Origin of the sequence: Winogradskyella damuponensis, assembly GCF_039538385.1 — a bacterium.
GTDB classification, from domain to species: domain Bacteria; phylum Bacteroidota; class Bacteroidia; order Flavobacteriales; family Flavobacteriaceae; genus Winogradskyella; species Winogradskyella damuponensis.
This window is the reverse complement of record NZ_BAABCB010000029.1, coordinates 22,380-40,896: the sequence shown is the minus strand read 5'-3', so window position 1 is coordinate 40,896 and position 18,517 is coordinate 22,380. Positions and strand designations below refer to the sequence as shown.

Annotated in this window: 19 protein-coding genes; 11 read left to right on the top strand and 8 right to left on the bottom strand. The window is 30.4% G+C overall.

The annotated features are described in order from the left end of the window. Positions 1-70: 70 nt before the first annotated feature. Positions 71-733, bottom strand: coding sequence for a response regulator (locus ABD730_RS14935; RefSeq protein WP_344715708.1), 663 nt, complete (start codon positions 731-733; stop codon positions 71-73). Next, the gene (locus ABD730_RS14930) at positions 717-2,444 is read right to left on the bottom strand and encodes a tetratricopeptide repeat-containing sensor histidine kinase (protein ID WP_344715707.1); all 1,728 of its coding nucleotides are present in this window, start codon (positions 2,442-2,444) and stop codon (positions 717-719) included. Before ABD730_RS14930 ends, ABD730_RS14935 begins: the two co-directional genes overlap by 17 nt. A gap of 700 nt (positions 2,445-3,144) precedes the next feature. On the opposite strand from ABD730_RS14930, the gene sigZ reads away from it, so the two are divergent. Together sigZ and ABD730_RS14920 are read left to right on the top strand one after the other, a co-directional pair. Then, positions 3,145-3,684, top strand: coding sequence for an RNA polymerase sigma factor SigZ (gene sigZ, locus ABD730_RS14925; protein ID WP_334471473.1), 540 nt, complete (start codon positions 3,145-3,147; stop codon positions 3,682-3,684). 54 nt (positions 3,685-3,738) lie between these two features. Beyond that, the gene (locus ABD730_RS14920) at positions 3,739-4,353 is read left to right on the top strand and encodes a DEAD/DEAH box helicase (RefSeq protein ID WP_344715705.1); all 615 of its coding nucleotides are present in this window, start codon (positions 3,739-3,741) and stop codon (positions 4,351-4,353) included. A 54-nt stretch (positions 4,354-4,407) separates the two neighbouring features. Here ABD730_RS14920 and ABD730_RS14915 read toward each other — a convergent pair whose 3' ends face one another. Beyond that, positions 4,408-4,803 (bottom strand): hypothetical protein, encoded by a 396-nt coding sequence (locus ABD730_RS14915; protein WP_334471469.1) that lies wholly within the window; start codon positions 4,801-4,803, stop codon positions 4,408-4,410. Between the two features lie 117 nt (positions 4,804-4,920). Here ABD730_RS14915 and ABD730_RS14910 point away from each other — a divergent pair, with 117 nt between their 5' ends. Further along, positions 4,921-5,364, top strand: a complete 444-nt coding sequence (locus ABD730_RS14910; protein ID WP_215924536.1) for an Lrp/AsnC family transcriptional regulator — start codon at positions 4,921-4,923, stop codon at positions 5,362-5,364. Between the two features lie 15 nt (positions 5,365-5,379). On the opposite strand, the gene ABD730_RS14905 is transcribed toward ABD730_RS14910, so the two are convergent. Next, positions 5,380-6,357 (bottom strand): YpdA family putative bacillithiol disulfide reductase, encoded by a 978-nt coding sequence (locus ABD730_RS14905; protein WP_344715703.1) that lies wholly within the window; start codon positions 6,355-6,357, stop codon positions 5,380-5,382. 115 nt (positions 6,358-6,472) lie between these two features. Between ABD730_RS14905 and ABD730_RS14900 the strand changes: the two genes are divergently transcribed. Beyond that, the gene (locus tag ABD730_RS14900; protein WP_215924534.1) at positions 6,473-7,072 is read left to right on the top strand and encodes a DUF1684 domain-containing protein; all 600 of its coding nucleotides are present in this window, start codon (positions 6,473-6,475) and stop codon (positions 7,070-7,072) included. A gap of 19 nt (positions 7,073-7,091) precedes the next feature. Here ABD730_RS14900 and ABD730_RS14895 read toward each other — a convergent pair whose 3' ends face one another. From ABD730_RS14895 to ABD730_RS14880, 4 genes are all read right to left on the bottom strand, one after another. Further along, the gene (locus ABD730_RS14895; protein ID WP_344715701.1) at positions 7,092-7,556 is read right to left on the bottom strand and encodes a GNAT family N-acetyltransferase; all 465 of its coding nucleotides are present in this window, start codon (positions 7,554-7,556) and stop codon (positions 7,092-7,094) included. Next, positions 7,557-8,414 (bottom strand): hypothetical protein, encoded by an 858-nt coding sequence (locus tag ABD730_RS14890; RefSeq protein WP_344715700.1) that lies wholly within the window; start codon positions 8,412-8,414, stop codon positions 7,557-7,559. A gap of 70 nt (positions 8,415-8,484) precedes the next feature. Further along, on the bottom strand, positions 8,485-9,288 hold the full coding sequence (gene kdsA / locus ABD730_RS14885; protein WP_344715764.1) for a 3-deoxy-8-phosphooctulonate synthase: 804 nt from the start codon (positions 9,286-9,288) through the stop codon (positions 8,485-8,487). 120 nt (positions 9,289-9,408) lie between these two features. Then, positions 9,409-9,768: a hypothetical protein gene (locus tag ABD730_RS14880; protein ID WP_344715698.1), complete on the bottom strand. Its 360-nt coding sequence runs from the start codon at positions 9,766-9,768 to the stop codon at positions 9,409-9,411. Between the two features lie 211 nt (positions 9,769-9,979). Between ABD730_RS14880 and typA the strand changes: the two genes are divergently transcribed. The 7 genes from typA to ABD730_RS14845 all read left to right on the top strand — a co-directional run bounded on the left by typA (position 9,980) and on the right by ABD730_RS14845 (position 18,507). After that, positions 9,980-11,779 carry a translational GTPase TypA gene (gene typA / locus ABD730_RS14875; protein WP_334471458.1) on the top strand — a complete coding sequence of 600 codons (1,800 nt, stop codon included), beginning with the start codon at positions 9,980-9,982 and terminating at the stop codon, positions 11,777-11,779. 108 nt (positions 11,780-11,887) lie between these two features. Further along, positions 11,888-12,100, top strand: a complete 213-nt coding sequence (locus tag ABD730_RS14870) for a hypothetical protein (RefSeq protein ID WP_334471457.1) — start codon at positions 11,888-11,890, stop codon at positions 12,098-12,100. Further along, positions 12,090-13,469 (top strand): class I SAM-dependent methyltransferase, encoded by a 1,380-nt coding sequence (locus tag ABD730_RS14865; RefSeq protein ID WP_344715695.1) that lies wholly within the window; start codon positions 12,090-12,092, stop codon positions 13,467-13,469. The genes ABD730_RS14870 and ABD730_RS14865 overlap by 11 nt, the downstream gene beginning before the upstream one ends. Further along, positions 13,466-14,959 carry an alkaline phosphatase family protein gene (locus ABD730_RS14860; RefSeq protein ID WP_334471454.1) on the top strand — a complete coding sequence of 498 codons (1,494 nt, stop codon included), beginning with the start codon at positions 13,466-13,468 and terminating at the stop codon, positions 14,957-14,959. Before ABD730_RS14865 ends, ABD730_RS14860 begins: the two co-directional genes overlap by 4 nt. 233 nt (positions 14,960-15,192) lie before the next feature. Further along, positions 15,193-16,110, top strand: coding sequence for a GNAT family N-acetyltransferase (locus ABD730_RS14855; protein ID WP_344715693.1), 918 nt, complete (start codon positions 15,193-15,195; stop codon positions 16,108-16,110). A 31-nt stretch (positions 16,111-16,141) separates the two neighbouring features. After that, positions 16,142-17,587, top strand: a complete 1,446-nt coding sequence (locus tag ABD730_RS14850; RefSeq protein WP_344715691.1) for an MBOAT family O-acyltransferase — start codon at positions 16,142-16,144, stop codon at positions 17,585-17,587. Between the two features lie 2 nt (positions 17,588-17,589). Continuing rightward, entirely contained in the window at positions 17,590-18,507 is a 918-nt protein-coding gene (locus tag ABD730_RS14845; RefSeq protein WP_344715689.1) for a hypothetical protein, read from the top strand. Positions 18,508-18,517: the final 10 nt, after the last annotated feature.

Below are 18,517 nucleotides of genomic sequence, written 5' to 3'. Positions count from 1 at the left end.
AAACTAAAACTCTTTAAATAAAAAAAATGTTAGGAAACGCCTTTTTTTTGTTGTGAAACGTACTTTTTGTTTATGGTTTCCAGTATGTTTTTGAAATTTTAAAGCTTTTTTTATCTAAAAACACGCATTTTATCTCTGTTTTAGTAATATAATTTGGGTTGATGGCTTCGCTTTTATTAATGCGTTTAAAGTTGCTTTTAGGAAGTTGCTTTTGTAGTTGCGCAAAAGTGGTTCTTAATAACATAGGTTGCAAAATGGAGAAATGCAATGTAATATAAACTCCTTCTGATTGTGCAAATAGAAAATGATCCATATTTATATGGTATTCTTTTTTGCCTATAGTTAGTACAATATTCTTTTCTATGGTATTAACTAATGCTAATTTTATAGCAGTAATAACATTGATTTCCTGTACCGGTTTAGAAATATAGGCACTTGGTGTTGTTTGAATAACCTTTGTTAAGGTAGCCTCGTCTGTAGACGCCGTTAAATAAATAAACGGGATATTATATTTTTTATTGATTAGTTGGCCTATGTCTATTCCGCTTTTGCTGTTGTTTAATGTAATATCTATAAGAGCTAAGTCTATAGGTTGATTTTCTAACACTTGTATAGCTTCATCATAATTTTTAACAACCTGTGAAACGTTAAAATGCTTTTGAACCATTTTTTGTATAGAAAATGCAATGAGCATCTCGTCTTCTACAATAAGGATATTAGCTTGTTTTTGCATAAGGTATGGTAATAAAAAAAGTACTTTGTTTTCTGTTATAGGTTCCCGAAATTTGGTTAAGCATTCCTTTTATAATATAAATACCCATCGCTTCGGGGTTAGCATTATCTGGAAAAAAATCACCATTATCTTTATAAATAACCTCTATAGTTTTGTCTTTAGCAATTAAATTTAATTGTAGTTCGAGATCTTTATTTTTACTAGGTTTGGCATGTTTTATAGAATTAGTAATAAGTTCGTTTAACACCAAACCAAAAGGTAATGCGATATCTACTTTTAGTTGAATATCTGAAGCTTCTACTATATAATTACATTTTTTGGTAGTAGCAGATTGCTTGGTTTGAAAAATAGTATTTGCATATTGTTTTACGTTAACAAAAGATTTTTCAGTAGTATCCAAGTCATAAGAAAATAGTTGATGCCCAATAGCAATAGTGTTTACGCGATCATGAAGTTGCTTGATAAGCTCATCTGTTGATTTGGTGTTTTCTTGTCCTTGAATTTCAATTAAACTTAAAATAACTGCTAAATTATTTTTTACACGATGATTAATTTCATGGATTAAAAATGTTTTATCCTTTACTATTTTTTCTAGTTCAAGCGCATCTTTTTCAATAATTAGTTTTTGTTTGTCTATTTGTTTTTTTCTTCTGTTTTCTTGAATTAAAAAAGCGAAAAGTACAACAGCAATAATTAGAATTAATAAAAGGTTTTGTTGTAAGGTTTTATTTTCGGTAACAATTTCTTCTGTATGAATTTTTTCTTTTTGAAGTTCAAAATCTAAATTTTGCTCGTTCATTTTTATTGTTTTCATATTGAAATTGTGCGCTTTTTCAAATTCAATAGCTTTTTTATAAAAATGTAGGGCAGAGTCTAATGCATTTTGAGCTTCAAAAACTTCACTTTTCTCTAAATAGCTAGCAGATTTTATTTCGAGATAATTAGTGTTTTTTATATGGTAAAAAGCAGAATCAATGTATTTATATGCTAGTGCTTCTTGGTCTGTTTTTTTATAAATACTACTAAGGTTAAGATATAAATAAGTGACGCTTATTTTATTATTAAGTTGCTTACCTACGGCAATCGCTTTATTGAATAATTGTATGGCCTTATCATAGTTTTTTTTATTAATATAATAGAAAGCCAGAAGTGTACCAGCCTCAGAGCTTTTACTAATATCGTTGTTTTTGTCGGCATATTGTTTTGCTTTTAAGGCATATTGATAGGATTTATTTCTTTTTTTTTGAACTCGATACCATGAAGAAACCCTTATTAGCCAAGTTGCATAATATTTTTTTTTGAGATCCTCATTTTTATCTATATTTTTTTTAGCTAAAGTGAGGTTTTCAAAAGCACTTGAAAAGTCTTCCGTAATTTCAAAAATGAGAGCTCGTTCTATAAATAAATTGGTAAGGTGATAGTCATTTAAATGATTTTGTGATAATATTTCGTTTGAAAGCGCCAGTCCTTCGTCTAATAGATTAGCATCAACAAGTACCTCAACTTTTAAGACTTTTAAATTATCTATTTGTTCTGTGCTATAATTTTTCGGTTTGTTAGTAAGAACAAAATTTATTTCGTTTAAAACCTTAGCGTGTTCGTGATAAAAAATGTTGTTTTCTATGTTCTTATAAAACGCATCGTAATTACGAGATTGTGTATAGCAGTATATTGAGTTTAGAAATAGTAAGATTAAAAAAAGAACTCTCAAGTTGACTTATTTGTTTTAACGACAAGTTGACTAACAAGTTTTGTAAAGCTATTGTTAGAAAGATACGTTTTTTATTTATGATATTAGAAATCTAGAATTCAGCATTTAATTAAAATTTTACCAAATTTACTATATAAATTTAACGCTACAATTTAAGAAAATTCATTTCATAACAAAAAGCCTAGTTTTGTATCATTTATTGGTTTTTGTAGCCAATTAAATAGACTAATTCTAGTTTTGACTTATCGAATATTCTCTATTTTTAAGTATTATTGTCTTCTACTTGAAAATGGAACTTTACACAATTTATTAAAAGACTTAATCTAGTAGTAACTAAAAACGAAGGACAAAAATACTTAGCACTAAGTTTACATAAAGAAGCCAACAGCTTGTGCTTTATAGCCAATTCTTGTCATTTTCCAATTGCTCATGATGCATTGATATTGGTAAAATAATTCAACTTTAATAAATATTATCATCTTTTTTGCATCTTTTTTAGGATTATCTCGTCTATTATATGAACATAAAAAACAGATATCATGAAAAATAAAGATTGTACTTGCAACTGTGAAGGTTGCTCAAAAGGAAATTGTCAAAACTGTACATGCAATAATTGTACATGTACAAATTGCAATTGTTAAATTAGTGTTAGTTCGGATGCAAAGTTTTGTGTCCGAACTAATTTTAATTACTTTAGAATATGACTACGAAAGATGTTTGGGGTATTTATGCAGAAGATATAAGACACTTTATTTTAAGTAAGGTTAAGAATTCTGTGATTACAGAAGATATTCTTCAGGAGACCTTTATTAAAGTTCATACGAAACTGCATACTTTAAAAGATGAAGACAAGCTAAAATCATGGTTGTTTTCAATTGCTAGATATACCATTTTAGATTATTTCAGAGAGCGTAAAAAAGAACTTCCTGTAGATGATTTAGAAGTAGCATCAGAACCAGAAACTCATCAGCATTCTGAGCAAGATTGCCTTAGAGGTATTATAAAAAGCTTGCCTAAAAAATATAGAGACCCTTTGTTTTTATCCGATATTAAAGGTTTAAAACAACAAGAGGTTGCCAATCAGTTACACTTATCATTACCTACAGTGAAATCTCAAATTCAACGTGCAAGAAAACAGATTGCACAAGGTTTTATGGATTGCTGTGGTTTTAAAATGAACGAAGACGGCCATTTAGTTGGAGAAATACAAGACAAAGCCGACTGTAAAGTCTGTCATTAATGGTATCTTTGCAGCCATTAGTAAATCTTTAATTTACTATTAAAAATTGCATACATGTCTTTCAAAAAATTACATCCTTTATTAAAAGAGTCTTTAGAAAACGCTGGTTATGAAACTTCAAATCCGCTTCAGAAAAAAGTATTACCCATTTTAAAAGGGGGATCAGATGCTTATGTCATTGCACCAAAAGGAAGTGGTAAAAGTACGGCACTCATAATTACTGCTATTCATAAATTAAAAGCAGCTGCTTATGAGGATTCTCCGCGTGCAATTATTGTTGCAAAAGATAAAGCTGATGTTCTAAAATTAATGGAGGAGTATGAAAGATTTACCAAAAACACAGATTTAAGAATTTATGCGCTTTATGATGAATACGATATTGAAAAGCAGAAAACAGAAGTGTATTATGGGCAAGATATTGTAATCGCAACTCCGTCTCGTCTGAGTAAACTTTATTTTTTAAATGGAATTCATTTAGGAGAAGTTCAGCTATTTGCTATTGAAGATGCCGATTATTTAGGTCGAAATAATGCTTATAATCATATTTTACGATTATCAGAGAGTCTTAATAAATGTCAGCTTGTAATTATTGCAGATGATATGAATTCTAGAATAAAGAACTACCAAAATGCTTTTATGAGTAATGCGCACCTAATAAAAAGCAAATAATATAAACGATGAATTAATTCCGAGAGGACATGAGCAGAGCTGCGTTATGGCGCATTACAAGGTCATCATCCAATGACGCTTTAGTTTTCTAAACTTTTTTAATTCACCTCTAAGAATAGGTAAATAATCCCTTCCATTACTATTCGATTTTTCTAACCGCCTACAATTACTATATAACCGAGTGGTTAGGCGATCTAAACTTTCTAAATGTTTACTTTTTTTGTGAGAACAACGTTCCTGTTCTGCACTAATAATTTGAGGGGCCAGATTAGTAGATTGCTGTATAATATCTCCTGTAAAATAAATATGTTCATCCTCTGAACCATCAGCATTCAAATATGATAAATCTTGATTGAGGTAGGTTGAAATACTTCGTGAAAGTACAATAATGTCCATAGCCTTTTGGTAAACAGGCAATTCGGAAAAATGCGATGGTAGGTGGTAACTCATAATTTTAATAGCAATACACACGAATTTAAGCACTAAAAATGAAATTGAACTTTAATATTTAAAGTCGTTTTGTATATTTACTTTAATATTGATGTTATTTTACCTTAGTTTCTTTAAATGAATATAGATAATTTAAATTGGAAGATTTTAAAGTGCTTGCAAGAAAATGCACGTATGTCTAATGCCGAAATCGGAAGACGTGTAGGTATTAGTTCGCCTGCGGTTTCTGAGCGTATAAAAAAAATGGAGGATGCCGAAATTATTCAAGGTTATACCACTTTTGTGTCTCCTTTTGAAGCGGGTTATCAACTCAAAGCTTTAATTACATTACGTGCATTTATGGGAATGCTAAAACCGTTTTTGGTTAAGGTTAAAACTTATGATGAGGTTGTGAATTGCTACCGAATTACAGGAAATGAAAACATTGTAATGGAAGTTGTTCTAAAAAATCAAAAACACTTAGAAGCTTTTATAGATCAGCTTATAACATACGGAGAAACAAAGACTCAAATTGTGCTGTCTCATGTTATAAAATACAGTGAAATAAAACCTGTAAAATAAGTGTTTTAGGTAAATCTAAATTTGTCTGTTTTTATCTATATGTTTAGTAATCTGTTTCGCGTGTATTCTAGAGTTTTCAATAAACCATTTATGGGTTTCTTTTCCTCCGCAAATCACTCCGGCTAAATAAAGTCCCTTTACATTAGACTCCATGGTTTCTGGATTGTAATTTGGAATGGATTTGCCATCTTTTGAAAAATCAATTCCAGCGTTTTCTAAAAATTCAAAGTTAGGTCTGTAGCCTGTTAATGCAATAACGTAATCGTTAGCTATTATTTTTTCACCTTCAGGAGTATTTATAATAATTTCGGAAGGTTTTATGCTTTTAATTTCAGAATTAAAATAGGCTTTAATACTTCCTTCTTCAATACGGTTTAAAATATCTGGTTTTACCCAATATTTTACGCGTTCTCCAATGCCATCACCTCTAACAATCATGGTAACGTTTCCGCCTTTTCTATAAATTTCTAAAGCGGCATCTACAGATGAGTTACTGGCGCCCACAACGGCAATGTTTTGTAGCGAAAAAGGGTGTGCTTCTTTGTAATAATGAAACACTTTTGGTAAATCTTCACCTTCTACATTTAAGAGGTTAGGGATGTCATAAAAACCAGTCGCTATAATAACATTTTTAGCATTGTATAATGATTTGTTAGATTGAATAGTAAACCCGTTTGGTGTTTTGTTGAGTTCTGTTACCTTTTCATAAAGATGAATCTTTAATAAGTTAGAAGTACTAACACGTCTGTAATATTCTAAAGCTTCGTTTCGTGTTGGTTTGGGATTGTTACTGATAAAAGGAATGTTGTCAATTTCCAATTTTTCAGACGTTGAAAAAAAGGTCATGTTTAACGGATAATTAAATAATGAGTTGGTTAAAGCACCTTTCTCAAGTACAACATAATTTAAGTTTCGCCTTTTACATTCTAAAGCACAGGCAATTCCTATTGGGCCTGCTCCAATAATTAAAACGTCTAAATCTAATTCTTTCATAAGTGTTTAAAATTACATTTAAAGTAGATAATTATAAAATGTATACTATTAAATATCTCATAAAACTAAAATGAAATTCTATATGTTGTATTTTTGAAGTTTAAATTAATTTGAAATGAAGAATTTGGTATTGTTTTTTTTGGTCATCTTTACGTTTGGTTGTTCTGAAAGTAAAAAAAGGATTGTTGACGAAACGCCATTTCAGAAAAAAATGAATGCAGAGTTTAAGGATGCTTCAAAATCTCCCTTAAAAGCAAAAGATTTAAAAACATTTGAAGGTTTAGACTTTTTTAAATTTGATTCTACGTTTGTTGTAAAAGCGGTATTAAAACGTACACCAGATAGTGAGTGGTTTAATATGAAAACAACAGATGATAGACTTTCTAAGGAGCGTATTTATGGTGTTGTAATGTTTGAAATAAAAGGACAATCATTTCAATTAAACGTGTATCAAGGTGAAGAATTAATGCAGACGGAAGGTTTTGAAGATTATTTGTTTTTACCCTTTTTAGATCAGACCAATGGAGATTCAACTTATGGAGGGGGACGTTATTTAGATTTAAAAATACCTGATGGAGATACTTTAGAAATTGATTTTAACAAAGCCTACAATCCAGCTTGTGTGTACAATGAAAAATTTTCTTGTCCAATAGTGCCAAGAGTTAATTATGTTGATATAGAAATTAAAGCAGGAGTTAAAGATTTTGTAAAATAATTACAGAATTTTAGTTTGGTTAAAATGGTTTTTCAACCAAATAATTCTCAAAAACAAGGCCTTTATAATTCTTCTTTTGCTTTTTAATTACGTCGTAATATTTGTTGTCAAAAAAAGGTAAAGCCGTTTTGCTTACATCAGATTTAATAACTTCAAAATCATTCATCATAACCTGAGATTCTACAATTCGTAATAATTTTGATCCAATACCTTGACGTTGAAAATCTTTATGAACAAAAAGGCCATCTAAATAATTGCCATTTTTTAAATAGGCAAATCCTACAATGTTATTTTCTGTTTCAGCAACAATAAAATAGAGTGTATTAATGCGTTCTTCCCATTGTTCAATATCTTCAGCACCAGAAGCCCAAGTAGCAATCTGTTTTTCTGAGTAATCTTTTGCATTAACATGAATAATAGTATCTCTAAAAATTGATCTAATTTCTAGACTGTCTTTTATTTGTGCTTGTCTAACCTGTATCATTTATATTCTAAAAATGCCACCAAAAGCAATTATACGTTGAAAAAATAAAAAGTGCTGTTCTGCTCTATCTGCAGAATCATTTGTGGTTCTTATATCATTCATGTCTATATAACCACCTTTTGCCTCTAATTGAACAAAAAAGTGTTTATATAAAGTAAAATTTAATCCAACATTAGCAGATAAACCATAGCCAGATACATGAAACTCATCGTACCTCTCTTTTTGTAAAAGTGTAGTATTGGTTTTAGGATAAAGCACACCTGCACCCAATCCCTCTGTGATATTTATTTGAAAGGTATCCGTATTTTTAATTCCGAAGATTGAGGATATATCATCGTATCGGGCAAATTCAGTATAGACATAATTAAGACCGTTTGTGTGTTCAAATTTTAATAAATCTGAAGAAACAAATAAGGTTTCGTTATTGTAAACTCCATTGTAGGTGCTTCCTAATTCATCTTCAGGTAAATTGATATAACCATCTGCAGTTCTGTATTTGTCTCGGTTCATTACGTATTTCATGTGGTCTACTCCAAATGAAACCATATAATGATTAGAAATAAAATACCCGAGCTTAAAATTAGTTTGCGGAATAGTTATCCGTGTTGGATTTATATAATCTACATGCCAGCCTTTAGGTTTGTCTTTAGCTGTAGCATCTTTAATTGTAAAGTCGTAATCCTTTCCCTTAAACCTTATATCGGACTTTGAATATGAATCTCTATTTCCGGCCCAACTTATAAAGAATTTCCCTTTATTAGAAGATGTGTATTTTGGACTTTCTTGTGTTTGTGCACCTAAGGTTGAATAAAAAAGCGTAACCCCAATAATTAAGGCCCTATTAAAGTTAATTGTCATAAGCTTGGAGTAAAAAAGAGATAGTCACAATCAAATAAGATTGCTTACAAAATATGTCTAGAAAATGAAATTAAAATGAATTGATAGTTTTTCTAATGGCCACCAAATTAGTTAGTAAACCTTCTAGATTATCTAAATGTAACATATTTGCTCCATCACTTTTGGCGTTTGCAGGATCAAAATGGGTTTCAATAAATAGTCCATCTACGTTATTTACAACGCCAGCTCTAGCAATTGTTTCAATCATATCTGGTCGTCCACCTGTAACACCAATACTTTGATTAGGTTGTTGTAATGAGTGTGTAACGTCTAAAACTGTTGGTGCATATTGGCGCATGGTTGGAATACCTCTAAAATCTACGATCATATCTTGGTAGCCAAACATTGTTCCTCTATCTGTAATCCATGCTTTTTCGTTTCCCGCATCTTTTACTTTTTGTACAGCGTGTTTCATGGCTTCAGGACTCATAAATTGTCCTTTCTTTAAATTAACAACTTTACCTGTTTTAGCTGCCGCAACAACCAAATCGGTTTGTCGCACCAAAAATGCAGGAATTTGTAATACATCTACATATTCTGCTGCCATTGCCGCATCAGATGCTTCATGAATATCTGTCACTGTTGGAACATCAAAAGTTTCAGAAACTTTTCTTAGTATTTTTAAAGCTTTTTCATTCCCAATTCCTGTAAAACTATCAATTCTACTTCGATTCGCTTTTTTAAAACTACCTTTAAAAACGTAAGGAATTTCCAGTTTGTCTGTAATTTTTATGACTTTTTCTGCAATACGAAGTGCCATATCTTCGCCTTCAATAGCACAAGGGCCACAAAGTAGAAAGAAATTATTGGATTGCGTGTGTTTTAATTTTGGGATTGTTATCAAAGCTTTAAACTTAAAATTAAGGTGCAAAGATACGATTATGAATGTTTAGTTGGGACCAAGATTTTTAGTTATTTGTGTTTTGAGTATAAAATTCAGGGCTTTTTTTAATATTTAAAATCCTTTTTTTATACTATTTCGTATCATCCAAAGCGACATTACAAAATTACCAACCACTAAAACACCACCGTAGAAAAGTAGTTTTCTTGCTGTATCTGTCCAATGAATAATATTGAGTAAGTTAAAAAGATAAGCGAGTATTAGGTAAGAAGATAAGCAAACAAAAACAATTCCTAATGAGAAGTTTAGCTTCCTATTAGGTGTAATAAGTTGCCATAAAAAAGGAATTCCAAATAATAAAATAGGATAAGCAGAAATACCTTCCGTTTTATTTATAGTAGTAAACCAATAGGTAATTACCGATAAAAAATAGAGGTAAGGGATAAACTTAGTGAATTTATTAATGGTTTGCATTTGTTAATAATTAAAGGTTTAAATGGGTTTTAAAACTACAGTTATAAACGCCTAATTAACGATTGGTTTTTACAGATAGGCTTTATGTTGTAAATCAATTATTTAACTAAAGATATGAACTCAAATTGCTTGATAATTAAAATATAACATTTAATTAACGAAAAAAGCAGAATTAACCGTACATTTGCACGCTTAAAAATCAGCATCAGTTATGGCTAAGATTAAAAATATTGCAATTATTGCGCACGTCGATCACGGTAAAACCACATTGGTAGATAAGATTATGTACCACTGTCAATTGTTTCGTGAGAACGAAAACACAGGGGACTTAATTCTTGATAACAACGATTTAGAACGTGAAAGAGGGATTACAATTACCTCTAAAAACGTTTCTGTTATATATAAGGACACTAAAATCAATGTTATTGATACACCTGGTCACGCCGATTTTGGCGGAGAAGTAGAGCGTGTATTAAATATGGCTGATGGTGTTTTACTTTTAGTAGATGCTTTTGAAGGGCCAATGCCTCAAACGCGTTTTGTACTACAAAAAGCAATTGACTTAGGTTTAAAACCTTGTGTGGTTGTAAATAAAGTAGATAAAGAAAACTGTACACCAGATGAGGTACATGAGAAAGTTTTTGACTTAATGTTTGAACTTGGTGCTGAAGAGTGGCAGTTAGATTTCCCTACAGTATATGGTTCTGCAAAGAACAACTGGATGAGTGATGACTGGAAAAATGAAACTGAAAATATTGAGCCTTTATTAGATATGGTCATTGAGCATATCCCTGAACCAAAATTTGAAGAAGGAACAACTCAGATGTTAATTACATCTTTAGATTTTTCTTCATTTACAGGAAGAATTGCTATTGGTCGTTTAACAAGAGGTAGTTTAAAAGTGAACCAACAAATCTCATTAGTAAAAAGAGATGGTTCAATTGTAAAAAGTAAGATTAAAGAACTACATACATTTGAAGGTGTAGGACGTTTAAAAGTAGAAGAAGTACAAACGGGAGATATTTGTGCTATTGTAGGTTTAGAAGGTTTTGAAATTGGTGATACTGTTGCCGATTTTGAAAATCCTGAAGGTTTAAAAACCATTGCTATTGATGAGCCAACAATGAGCATGTTATTTACTATTAACGATTCGCCTTTCTTTGGTAAAGACGGAAAATTTGTAACATCTCGTCATATTAAAGACCGTTTAACTAAAGAGTTAGAAAAGAATTTAGCATTACGTGTTGAAGAAACAGATAGTGCAGATAAATTTATGGTTTTTGGCCGTGGTGTATTACACTTATCTGTTTTAATTGAGACAATGCGTCGTGAAGGTTATGAACTTCAAATTGGACAGCCGCAAGTAATCATCAAGGAAATTGATGGAGTTAAATGTGAGCCTTTTGAAGAAATGACTATTGATTTGCCAGAAAATGTTTCAGGTAAAGCTATTGAAATGGTTACGATGCGTAAAGGTGAAATGATAAGTATGGAAGCTAAAGGCGACCGTATGGTATGTCAATTTATAGTACCTTCTCGTGGTATTATTGGTTTACGTAATCAATTATTAACTGCAACGGCAGGTGAGGCTATTATGGCACACCGTTTTACAGATTACAAACCGTTAAAAGGTGGAATTCCAGAACGTCAAAATGGGTCTTTAGTATCTATGGAAAACGGACAAGCCATTCCTTACTCTATTGATAAATTACAAGATAGAGGTAAGTTTTTTGTAGATCCAGGTGAAGATATTTACGAAGGTCAGGTTATTGGTGAAAACTCTCGTGGAGATGATATGACAGTTAACGTTACTAAAACTAAAAAGTTGAGTAACGTACGTTCTTCTGGAGCAGATGATAAAGCTAAGATTGTACCAGCTATTAAGTTTTCATTAGAAGAAGCTTTAGAATATATTCAGAAAGATGAGTATGTAGAAGTAACGCCTAACCACTTAAGAATACGTAAAATCTATTTAAAAGAAGTAGATCGTAAGCGTAATAAGAATATGTAATTACAAATTAATTGATAGATTTATAAAAGAGAAATACTGAAAAGTGTTTCTCTTTTTTATTTACATCATAATATTATAAGTTTTGTATATTTACTAAAAAGAATCCAAATGCATCATTTACTTTATTTCGATCCTGGTTTAGGAGCTATGATTATACAAGCTATTATAGCTGCAGTTGCGGGAGTCGTACTCTTTTCTAAGAATTTAATGTATAAGATCAAATTGTTTTTAGGGTTGGCAAAGCCTATGGAAGATGATGTTTTTGATGATATTGAGGTTAAGGATTCAGATACAGAAAACCGAAACTCTAGTGAACGTTAAAAACGCGCATCCTTCTTCATTTAGGGATCCTTCTGGTTATGTTTTTGTGGAGAATGGAAACATAAAAAGAGTTATAAATCCTATATATTTTAAACAATATAAAGCACTAACAGATAGTGGGTTTTATGACGTCTTGTTTAAAAATAATTTATTAATTCCGCATGAAGAGCTTTCAAATACTCCCGAAAAGATAATAATTCAAGCAGAAAAAATTCCATATGTTACGTATCCTTACGAATGGAGTTTCAATATGTATAAAGAAGCCGCTTTACTCACTTTAAAGCTTCAAAAGTATAGCTTAGAACACGGTTTTTCCTTAAAAGATGCTTCTGCTTTTAATATAACATTCCATAAAGGTAGAGCCGTATTTATCGACACATTATCATTCGACTTTTATACTGAGGATTCCCCTTGGAGAGCCTATAAGCAATTCATTACCCATTTTTTTGGACCGTTAGTGTTAGCACATTATCATGGAGCTCAGCAATTAAAATTATTGAGCAATTTTATGGATGGTATTCCTGTAAAAATGATTAGCTCTATGTTACCGTTGAAAACTAAGTTAAGTCCTGTTTTGTATTCTAATATTCATTTATTGGCAAAATTAGAAGATAAGCACAACGAAGATTATAAAGGAGAAGCAAAACAAGCCACCTTATCTAAAAAAGGGCAACTTAATATCATTCAAAGCCTTTACGATTATATAAAAAAAATCGACCTAAAGGAACATTCGGAATGGGGAAATTATTACGATAAAATCAACTATACTAATGATGCTTTTGTAAAAAAATCAGACATTATAAATACTTGGGTAAATACGCTAAAACCAGAACGACTCATTGATGTAGGAGGTAATGATGGTACATTTGTTAGAAAATTAGAGCGTTCGGTTGAAATTGCCTTGGTATGTGATATCGATAATAACGCGGTAGATTTTAACCATAAAACCTCGAAACTAAAAAAGGAGCAATTTATGTTGGCTTTTTTATTAGATGTTTTAAATCCTTCACCAGCCATTGGTTTAAACAATACAGAACGCGATTCTTTTTTAAAGAGAATAGAAGCTTTTGAACCAGATATTGTTTTTGCACTAGCTGTAATTCACCACATGTCTTTATCTGGTAATGTACCTTTTAATGCGTCGGCTAAGTTTTTTAGTTCTTTTTCTAAATATTTAATTATTGAATTTCCGAAACGAGACGATTCTTGGGTACAACGACTATTAAATAATAAAGCAGATTTTAAACATTATTTTGAATTTTACAATATTGATAATTTTGAATCTTCTTATTTAAACTATTTTGAACTTGTAGAGAAAAAAGAAATCCAAAACTCTGAACGTGTATTGTATTTACTGAAAAAGAAATGATTTCAAAAATAACAGGACCAATTCAAAATTTTTTAAAGAATAGTAAGCAATACGCTACTCTTGTGGTTGTAGCTGCTGGTTTGTATCCGTTTTTTCAGTATTACAACAATAATTTAGCCATAGCAGCATCATGGCAGCAATTGTTGTTTATTGCAGGTATTTGCATTGTATTACCACTGGTGTTACGCTTTATTTGGTCCGTTTGTTATAAAATGAAGCTTTTTAAACCGATGAGACCTTATGGTTTATCTATCTTAAATAGTGTTATGTTTTTTGGGCTTATAGGTTTTTTAGTATTAAGCCTAAATAGAAAAATGTTACTTCTCCTTTTGATAATCGCATTTGTATTAGGTTTTGTAATTGCAAAACACCTCAAAAAAATAGTTGCAATCCAGATGTTACTTGCTGTAATCAGTATGATTGGTTTAGTGCCAAAATTAATGTTTGAAATGCAACAAGACAACAGCACTTGGGCAAAGCTATCTCCAGAAGAATTAAATACAACATTTGTAAAAACGCCTAATATTTTTGTAATTCAACCCGATGGCTACGTCAATTTTTCAGAAATAAACAAAGAACCATATCGTTATGATAATTCCGTATTTGAAGCTTGGTTGGGATTAGAGGGTTTTACTAATTACAGTAACTTTAGAAGTAATTACTACTCAACATATACTTCTAATGCATCGATGTTTACCATGCAACATCATTACTATTCTAATACAGATAAAGCAACCTTAAAAACGCATGGTGCTAACAACGCAATTATAGGTGAAAATAATAATGTGCTAAACATTCTTAAAGCGAACAACTATAAGTCGCACTTAATAACCGATAATTCCTATTTTCTAATCGATAGAGAACCGATGTTTTTTGATTATTGTAATATTAAACCTTCTCAAACTTCATTTTATAAAAGCGGTGTCCTCCATGATGTCGATATGTTGTCTGATTTTAAAACTGTTTTAGATACCTTATCAAAATCTAAAAATTTCTTTTTTATTGAAAAAACCGTTCCAGGTCATATAAGCCATAGAAAAGATATATCTGAAGGTAAAGTTATAGAGCGAACGAAGTATTTAGATAAATTAGAAATAGCCAATGATTGGTTAAAATCAATCGTATCTCAGATAAATCAATTTGATGAGCAAGCCTTAATTATTATTGTTGCAGATCACGGTGGATATGTTGGTCTAGATTATACTTTGGAGTCTATAGAGCGAAAGCAAAATAATTTAGAAATCAAATCGGCATTTAGTAGTATGTTAAGTATAAAGTGGCCAAAAGATGTTGATTCAGAGGATTTAATGTATAAATCTAATGTTAACTTGTTTAGATATATATTTTATACACTAAGTAAAAATGAAGATTTACTTATTAATTCTGTAGCGAATTCTAGCTTCTTACCTTTAAAAGAAAGTGGAAGTGCTAATTACTACGAATATATTGATGATAACGGGAGATTTGTTTTCAATAATTTGACAGACTAAATAGTTTAGTTAACTTATATTGATAACGTAATAAGTTATTGAGTTTAAATAAATGTAATATAAAACTAATTCTAAAAGTTTTTATTTACAAGAACTCCTATTTTAAACAATTACCCATCATAATTAATATCACTCGTAGTTTTTTATTTACCTTAGTCTCCAATTAAAAAGCAAAGATTATTTTCTCAGTAAAAAAATACCAACCAGCGTTACAATCAGAATGGGATGCGTTTGTGAAAACAGCAAAAAATGCAACGTTCTTGTTTCAGCGCAGTTTTATGGATTATCACAGTGATCGTTTTGAAGATTGCTCTATATTGATTTATAAAGAAGATAAACTTTATGCATTGTTGCCTGCAAATGTTGTAGGTGATACAGTGATTTCTCATCAAGGATTAACTTATGGGAGTTTTGTGCTTCAAGATACATCCAAGTTTTTCTATGCTTTTGAAGCTTTTAAAACTATGCTAGCTTTTTATGAAAATGAAGGCTTAAAAATATTGGAAATTAAGGTGATTCCAACTTTTTATAATAAAATGCCATCAGATGAATTAGATTATTTTCTCTATAAAGCAAATGCTAGACTAATTAAGAAAGATGTTTTAATGGTTATTGATTATGCTCATAAATTACGTTTTCAAAAAAACAGAAGAGAAGGCATTAATAAAGCCATAAGAGCAAATTTAGAATTAAAAGTTGATTCTAATTTTGCTGGGTTTTGGAATGAAGTACTAATTCCTAATTTAAAAAGTAAACACAACATTTTACCTGTACATACATTAGAAGAAATAGAATTATTAGCGTCACGTTTTCCAGATAATATCAAACAAGTAAATATTTATAAGGATCATAAAGTGGTTGCAGGCACAACCGTTTTTTTAACCGAAACCACAGTGCATCCGCAATATGTTTCTGGTAATGTGGATAAAAACTCATTTGGAAGTTTAGATTTAGCGTACGATTATATTATTAATAAAATGTGCGAGGATAAACGTTATTTCGACTTTAATATATCAAGTGAAGATAATGGTCTAAAAATAAACGAAGGTCTTATCTTCTGGAAAGAAAGCTGTGGTGCTCGTAGCCATACTGCAAATACGTATCTTGTTGAAACAGCAGCTCATAAGTCGCTTCAAATAGTAAAAGCATGATTTTAACTTTTATTATACTGAATAAAAAATAATGCTATTTAATTCCATAGATTTTGCAATTTTTGTACCCATTGTATTTATACTATATTGGTTTGTTTTTAAGTCTTTAAAATCTCAAAATGTTTTATTAATAATTGCCAGTTACGTGTTTTATGCATGGTGGGATTGGCGTTTTTTAGGACTAATAATAGTAAGTACTTTAATAGATTATAGCATTGGTTTAGCAATTGAAAAACAAACCAATTTAAAATCTAAAAAGGCTTATTTAACTTTGAGTATTTTACTAAATCTAAGTATCCTAGGTTTTTTTAAATATTATAATTTCTTCATAGAAAATTTCAATGCTGCTTTTCAGCTTTTTGGAAGAGATTTAGACCTCAATTACCTCAATATTATTTTACCTGTAGGTATCAGTTTCTATACGTTTCAAACAATGAGTTATTCTATAGATATTTATAGAAACAAAATAAAGCCAACAACTAATCTAGTTGCATTTGCTTCGTTTATTTGTTTCTTTCCTCAATTGGTTGCAGGTCCTATAGAACGTGCTTCGAGCTTTTTGCCTCAAGTAGAAAAGCGACGTGTGTTTAATTATATAAAAGCCACAGATGGGTTAAAACAAATACTTTGGGGACTTTTTAAAAAAATGGTAATTGCAGATAATTGTGCTGTTTTTGTAAATGATATTTTTGAAAACCATGCTAATTATTCAGGGAGTACGTTGTTGTTTGGCGCTTTTTTGTTTACTATTCAGATTTATTGTGATTTTTCGGGATATTCAGATATTGCTATTGGAGTGTCAAGATTGTTTGGATTTAACTTGAAGAAAAACTTTGCTTTTCCATATTTCTCTAGAAACATAGCAGAATTTTGGAGGCGTTGGCATATCTCTTTAACAACATGGTTTAAGGACTATTTTTATATTCCTATAGGTGGAAGTAGAGGAAGTAAATGGATGCAATTACGCAATACCTTCGCTATATTTTTAGTTATTGGTCTATGGCATGGCGCACATTGGAAATTTGTTGTTTATGGATTTATTAATGCCTTGCATTTTGTACCTTATATTATTAAAGGTAAAAACACAAAGTATACGTCAGTTATTGCAAATAATCGGTGGTTTCCTGATAGTAAAGAGCTGTTTGGTATGTTTCATACCTTTCTGTTTTTAGTTTTTGCTAGGATTTTCTTTAGGGCAGATTCATTGACAAGTGCAGTAACGTTTTTGTCTGGTATTTTTTCATTTTCAGTGTTTAGTCTTCCAAATTTATCTAATGCTTCTGATGCTCTAATATTGTTAATTCTGATAGCATTCTTTTTTATAATTGAATGGATTGGTAGGGCTAAAGAACATGCTTTAGAACATATTTTTTCAAGCTATAAAAAACAATATCGTATTGCGTTTTATTATGTATTAGTGTTTCTCATCTTTTATTTCAATGGTGAAGAACAACAATTTATTTACTTTCAGTTTTAGATATGAAAAAGTTCATAATATATACCTTGTTTTTTATATGTCCTGTGATAATCATAATGATTAGTATGGAACTTTCGTTACGACAAATTCCTAATGATTATAAATTAAAAAGCGAACAAATAGAATTAAAAAAGGAAGCTGTTGAGACGCTTATTCTTGGGAGTTCTCATAGTTTGTATGGTATTAATCCAGAATATTTTTTAGACGAAACCTACAACTTAGCTCATGTTTCGCAAAGTATAGATTTAGATTATTTATTGTTGCAGAAATATATAGACGAATTGCCTAAACTAAAAACGGTTGTAATACGTTTGTCATATACCACATTGCATGAACAACTTGGTGAAACTAAAGAAGCATGGAGACTTAAGGATTATAATTTATACTATAACTTAAAAGTGTCTAATAAGTTGAAATTTAATAGTGAAGTACTTAGTGTAAAGCTAAAAAACAACCTTAAACGTCTTAAGAATTATTATATTAAAGGCGAAGTACCTATATCTGTAGAGAATTCTGGTTGGGCTTTTTTAAAGAAGTCTAATGGAGGTAAATCTTTAAAAGAATTAGGGCAAATAGTTGCGCAGAAACATACTGCGGAGGATGATAATTTAGTTATAGAAAATATCGAGTATTTAGAGAAAATAGTTAATCTCTGTAATGCTCAAAATGTTAAAGTGATAATTGTTACCTTGCCCGCCTATAAAAGTTACATAGCGCACTTAAATAAGGCGCAATTAGATAAGGTAATTTCAACGGGTTTAAAAATGGATAACAGCTATAATAATTGCAGTTATTTAAATTTAATGTCAAATGAAAGCTTTAATACAGATGACTTTTACGATGCAGACCATTTAAATACAAATGGTGCAAAAAAGTTAAGTTTGTTTTTAGATGATTTTATAAAACAAACTTATAATTGATTACTTTAGA